Below are 4,756 nucleotides of genomic sequence, written 5' to 3' on the forward strand. Positions count from 1 at the left end.
GATTACCGGCAACGCGGCCTCGGCCGGGATGCAGGCGCCTAAGATCCTGTGGCTGCGCGAGCACGAGCCCGACGCCTACCGGCGGCTGGCCAAGGTGCTCCTGCCCAAGGACTTCGTGCGCCTGCGCCTGGCCGGCACCTATCGGACGGACCCGGCCGACGCATCGGGCACGCTCCTGTTCGACCTGAACGCCCGGAACTGGTCAGAGGACCTGCTGGCCGCCCTGGAGATCCAGCGCGACTGGCTGCCGGACGTGGTCGAGAGCCCGGAACTGGCTGGACGACTGACGGCCGAGGCCGCTTCCCTCACCGGCCTGCCCGAGGGTCTGCCGGTGGCCGCCGGGGCCGGCGACAATGCCGGGGCGGCCCTGGGTGCCGGCGTGGTGCGCCCGGGCCAGGGCGTGCTCTCGGTTGGCACGTCCGGCACGATCTTCGTCCATGGCGGCCAGGCGATGCGCGACCCGAACGGCGCCCTGAATGGGTTCTGTGCTGCGGCGCCGGGCGGCTGGCATCTGATGGGGGTGATCCTCGCTGCCGGCGGGGCGCTGCGCTGGTATCGCGACGCGGTGGCGTTCGAGGAGCGGGCCCGGGCCGCGGCCGACGGGAAGGACGTCTACGACCTGCTGCTGGCCGAAGCTGCCGAGGTGCCGCCCGGCGCGGACGGCCTGTTCTTCCTGCCCTATCTGTCCGGTGAGCGCTCGCCGCACATGGATGCGTCGGCGCGCGGCGCCTGGATCGGCCTGACCTTGTCGCACGACCGGCGCCACATGGTCCGGGCACTGCTGGAAGGTGTTGGCTTCGCCTATCGCGACTGCCTCGTGCGGATGCGGGCGCAGGGTGCGGAGTTCGGCGAACTGGTGGTGGTGGGCGGCGGGGCCAGGAGCGCTGCCTGGCGTCAGATGCTAGCCGACCAGCTGGGCCTGCCGCTGGTGGTGCCGCAGGCCGAGGAAGGGCCGGCAATGGGTGGTGCGATCCTGGCCAGCGTCGCCGCCGGGCTGCAGCCGGACGTCGAGCAGGCCGTGGCAGCGATGATCCGCCCGCCGGCCAGGCGCATCGAGCCCGATCCGGAGCGGGCTGCCGCCTATGCCCGCCTGCACGAACGCTATGCCGCCTTCTATCCGGCCTTGCGCGGCCTGACCGGATGACCCTCGAAGAGCTCGGCCGGCTGCTGGCCGAGCTGCCGGGCGTCGCCCAAGGCAGCAGCTATGGCACGCCTGCCTGGCGGCTGCACCGTCGGCTGCTGGCCCGGCTGCGGGAGGATGGCCGAACGCTGGTCCTGTGCGTCGATCCGAACCGGCGCGAGCAATTACTGGCGAGCCGGCCGGACCTGTTCCACCTGACCGAGCACTACCGGCCGCACCCCTACGTGCTGGTCGTCCTGCCGATGATCACGACGGATGAGCTGCGCCCCCTGCTGGCAGAGGCCGCCGCGGCGGCCCGCAGAGGGCGGCGGCACACTGTCAGCTGAACAGGTCGTCCGCTGCCACGGTCTTGTCGCCGATCCGGATCGTCCAGTCGACATGGTTGGACTGCCAGTCCTCCACCATGCCGAGGGGGGTGGTATCCACCGCCAGCCACAGGTCGCGGCCGACCGTCCAGGCGTCCAGGCCCTTGAAGTCGATGCCCTCGATCTGGATCTGCGACCTACCCTGGTGGTCGATGATCCGGTCGATGCCGCCGTCGCCGTGGCGCAGGAGATAGGTGTCCTCGCCGGCACCGCCCTGCAGTGTGTCGGTCCCGGCGCCGCCGTCCAGCCGGTCGTTGCCGGCACCGCCGAACAGCTGGTCGTCGCCGCCCAGGCCCCGCAGATGATGCCCGGCATCGGAAGGTGCGCGCAGGATGTCATTGCCCGTGGTGCCGACCACGTCCGGGGTGGGCTGCGGCAGGGTCGGGTCGGGGGTGACCGTCCCGTCGGTGAGGAGGGAGGCGATGCCCTTCAGGCCGCCTTTGGTCAGGATGCCGGACCAGTTGCCCTCGTGGCCCAGATACTGGTCGATGATCGCCACGTCCTTGCCCGCGACCCGGACATACAGGTCGGGGCCGGAGACGATCGCCTGGACGTCGTCCGGATCCGCATCGAGCAGGTTGATCTTGTTGCTGCCGGAAAAATCGAACACCCGGTCGGGCTTCGCCTCGGACAGGCCGAACACATAGGTGTCGGCGCCCTCGCCGCCATAGAGCAGGTCCGCACCGGCCCCGCCGTCCAGCACGTCGTCGCCCGCCCCGCCATGGAGGCTGTCCTCGCCGGCATCGCCGTGCAGCTGGTCGTCGCCCCGGCCGCCATGGAGCTGGTCGTTGCCGGTGCCGCCCCAGACCAGGTCGCGGCCGTCGCCGCCATCGATCCAGTCATGGCCGCCCCGGCCCCAGAGCTGGTTGTCACCCTCATTGCCCTGGATGCGGTTAGCGCCCTCGCCGCCGACCACGTCATGGGCGGCGGAGCCCAGGAGGTCGATGTTCTCGATCGCCGGGTGGATCTGCTGGACGAACGGGTTGAAGCCGGCCGGCAGACTCACCCCGACCTGGTCGCCCAGCACGAAAGTGGCGAGGCCGTCGGGCGACAGGTTCGGCAGCTCTGCCTTGAGGCTCGTGGCATAGGTGTCGCGGATCGCGACCGTGTCGATGCCGCCCTTGTCGAAGCCCTCTCGGTTCTCGATCGCCAGGTCGCGCACGCTCTCCACATAGATCCGGTCGTTGCCGCCATCACCGCTGCCGATGTCGGTACCGGGGTCACCATCCACTACGTCGTCGCCGGCCCCGCCGCCGACCAGGTCATTGCCGCTGCCGCCATGGACGACATCGCTGCCGGTGCCGCCATCGACGATGTCGTTGCCTTCCTGGCCGTCCACCAGGTCATTGCCGGCCCCGCCCTGGAGGACGTCGTTGCCCTTGCCACCCCGCACGACGTCGTCGCCGTCCTCGCCATCCAGGTCGTCGTTGCCGTCGCGCCCGTCGATGACGTCGTTGCCGGCCCCGCCCTTGATCACGTCGTCGCGGTCGGTGCCGGTGAGCACGTCGTTGCCACTGCCGCCCTGCAGGTGCTCGCCGACTGGGCCCAGCCCCTCGCCGCCCCGGTCGCTGTCGTCGACCTCGACCGGCGGGATCTCGGCGGACGGCAGGGGGCTGAGGGTGAGCTCGGTGCTGATCCCCGCGATCGCGGTCAACCCTTCGAGCGGCTGGATCTGGTCACCGCCGGCAGTCCCGGCCAGCGCCGGCATGCCCTGGGCACCCGTCAGCAGCGCGCCGCCGCCCGCCATGACCGCCAGACCTGTGTCCAGCACCGGCACCGCGGCAGCTGCCGCATGGCCCTGACCCTGGCTGACCGGACCCGCCAAGCCCTCGCCGCGCTGGAGCGCCAAGCCGCGCTCACCGCCACGGCCGGCCAGCGTACCGGCCTCGCCGCCGCCCTCGCCGCGCGGCATGGCGAACATGCCCTGGTGCCCCTGGGCCAGCAGCAGTCCCACGAAGGCAGCACCCAGCGGCGTGCCGAGCGTGGCGTCGGCACGGCGGCGGCGCTCGCCGCGACGCGGTGCGGGCCGATCATCATCGTCCAGCTCCAGACCCGGCACCGCCGGATCCTGGCCCCCCGCAGCTTCCACTCGAACCCCGTCCGCCGCCTGCAACGCCATGGCCTGCTCTCCCGATGTCCCCCGGCCGCAGTGTCCAACTGGGACATCGAACGCTCATGAATGCCGATCTACCTGCAGGTTAGTTGTTCATCCGCTTAGTTTCAAAGAGTTTTTCTACCGATGGTTACATTCGACATGAAGCCGGCAATCAGCCGCAAGTCGAGATGAAGCAACGGCGCAGGTGGCGGCGGCAACTGGCTGAACTGATGGGAACAATTACGTCGGCTGCTCGTGACGGCGCAGAATGGCGCCCAGCACGTCGCGCATGCCGACCGCGCCGACCAGCCGGCCGACCTCGTCCACGAGCGGCACCGGCAGGCCGCTCGCGTTCATGATCTGGATCACCTGGCGCATCGGTACCGTGGGGTGCGCTACCGCAAGTTGCCCAACCTGCCCGGCCAGTGCCTCCATCGGCACCAGGCTCAGGCCGTGCTGGCCCTGGCGGGCCTGCAGCAGCGCACCGCCATTGTCCAGCAGCACGGCGGTACTGCGCCGCCGGTCCAGCCACAGCCAGCCATCCCCGCACGGCTCCAGGTCGCGCCGGTCGCGCATCAGGTGGCGGGCGGTCAGCACGTTCAACGGATTCACGTTGGCCACGAAGTCGCGGACATAGGCGGTGGCGGGTCGTGCCACGATCTCCTCGGGCGGGCCTGCCTGGATGATCCGCGCGTCCTCCATGATCGCGATGGTCGAGCCCAGCTTCAAAGCCTCGTCCAGGTCGTGGCTGACGAACAGGATGGTCTTGTTCAGCCGGCGCTGCAGCTCCAGGAGCTCGTCCTGCAGCCGCATCCGGATCAGGGGATCGAGGGCCGAGAACGGCTCGTCCATCAGCAGGATGTCGGCGTCGGTGGCGAACGCGCGCGCCAGGCCCACGCGCTGCTGCATGCCGCCAGACAATTCGTCGGCATGCTTGCCGGCCCACTGCGCCAGACCCACCAGCTCCAGCTTCTCCTGGACGATCCGCCGGCGCTCGGCCGGGGGCATGCCGCGCAGTTCAAGTCCGAAGCCGACATTCTCGGCGACAGTGCGCCAGGGCAGCAGCGCGAACTGCTGGAACACCATGGCGATCCGCCGGGTGCGCAGGCGGCGCAGCGTGGCGGCATCGCAGGCCTGGACATCCACCGCCCGGCC

Annotated in this window: 4 protein-coding genes; 2 read left to right on the forward strand and 2 right to left on the reverse strand. The window is 70.7% G+C overall.

Annotated elements, in window-relative coordinates:
- Nucleotides 1-1,144, forward strand: a 1,144-nt coding sequence (gene xylB / locus EQG76_RS09390) for a xylulokinase (protein ID WP_159712750.1), incomplete at its 5' end; no start/stop codon positions are given.
- Entirely contained in the window at nucleotides 1,141-1,467 is a 327-nt protein-coding gene (locus EQG76_RS09395) for an MmcQ/YjbR family DNA-binding protein (protein ID WP_159712752.1), read from the forward strand. The genes xylB and EQG76_RS09395, both read left to right, overlap by 4 nt.
- On the opposite strand, the gene EQG76_RS32965 is transcribed toward EQG76_RS09395, so the two are convergent.
- Both EQG76_RS32965 and EQG76_RS33045 read right to left on the reverse strand, forming a co-directional pair.
- Nucleotides 1,460-3,625 (reverse strand): calcium-binding protein, encoded by a 2,166-nt coding sequence (locus EQG76_RS32965; protein WP_159712754.1) that lies wholly within the window; start codon nucleotides 3,623-3,625, stop codon nucleotides 1,460-1,462. The two genes, EQG76_RS09395 and EQG76_RS32965, sit on opposite strands and share 8 nt — an antisense overlap.
- A gap of 216 nt (nucleotides 3,626-3,841) precedes the next feature.
- Nucleotides 3,842-4,756 (reverse strand): ATP-binding cassette domain-containing protein (locus EQG76_RS33045; protein WP_159712756.1); only part of this gene is annotated, 915 nt, incomplete at its 5' end.

Source organism: Geminicoccus flavidas, assembly GCF_009806515.1.
In the GTDB taxonomy this organism is placed as follows: Bacteria; Pseudomonadota; Alphaproteobacteria; order Geminicoccales; family Geminicoccaceae; genus Geminicoccus; species Geminicoccus flavidus.